General features: G+C 33.2%; 2 protein-coding genes. Both read left to right on the top strand.

Translation table 11 applies throughout. The features are described 5' to 3' along the window. On the top strand, nt 1-276 hold a 276-nt coding region (locus tag LG30_RS21965), incomplete at its 5' end, for a hypothetical protein (RefSeq protein WP_476500313.1). Between the two features lie 68 nt (nt 277-344). Further along, on the top strand, nt 345-849 hold a 505-nt coding region (locus LG30_RS21960), incomplete at its 3' end, for a WaaS/CpsH family glycosyltransferase (RefSeq protein ID WP_202963142.1).

Raw genomic sequence — 849 nt, 5'->3', positions numbered from 1 at the left:
GGTATATGTACCGATGTACTAACAGTCGCCGCCACCCTTAAAGATATTTATCAGAGTGATTCCAATATTAACGTAAGCGGTAATTACCGTGTTGGTGATATTCGTCACAACTATGCTGATTTGACTAAGATTCAAAAGGATTTGGGATTTGCGCCACGCATCGATTTTGAACAGGGAATGAAGACGTTTACCAGTTGGGTTAACTTGCAGGATGTGCAAAGTGACCGTTATGAGCAATCCATAGATGAAATGAAAAAGAAAGGTCTGTATAAATAATACTATTCTCATGTTGTGCCTTTGATACATTAAGTATCAAGGCACTTCTCTTGGTATTGGTAGATAACATGAACGATTTGGCTGGCAAAAAAGTCCTTTTTATATGTCCGCGCTTTTTCGGATATGAGCATGAAATTAAGTGTAGCTTGGCAAAATTAGGTGCTCAAGTTGACTATTATGATGAAAGACCATTTAATTCATCTTTTGCAAAAATATTGAATAGACTTAATTTTAAAACTCTAATTAAGAAGAGTATTGAAGATTATTATTCTGATATTTTTAAAAATGCTGTAGTCGCGGATTATGACTACCTCTTGGTGGTGGCTCCAGAAACGATTACTGCTGATTTTATAAATAATCTAAAGTTAAACAACAAAAAAATAAAGACAGTTCTATATCTTTGGGATTCAATAAAAAATAAAAAAAACGCCTCCAATTTGATAGAGTATTTCGATAAAGTTGTTACCTTCGATAAAGCTGATTCATTAATGGACTCCAGGATCAGTTTTTTGCCTTTGTTTTATATAGATGCATATGCTAAAAGTTTAAATAAATATAAAGATTACCCTTATC

Origin of the sequence: Aeromonas aquatica (genome assembly GCF_000764655.1) — a bacterium.
In the GTDB taxonomy this organism is placed as follows: domain Bacteria; phylum Pseudomonadota; class Gammaproteobacteria; order Enterobacterales; family Aeromonadaceae; genus Aeromonas; species Aeromonas aquatica.
Note: the sequence above shows the minus strand (reverse complement) of the source record. Positions and strands in the feature narration are given on the sequence as shown.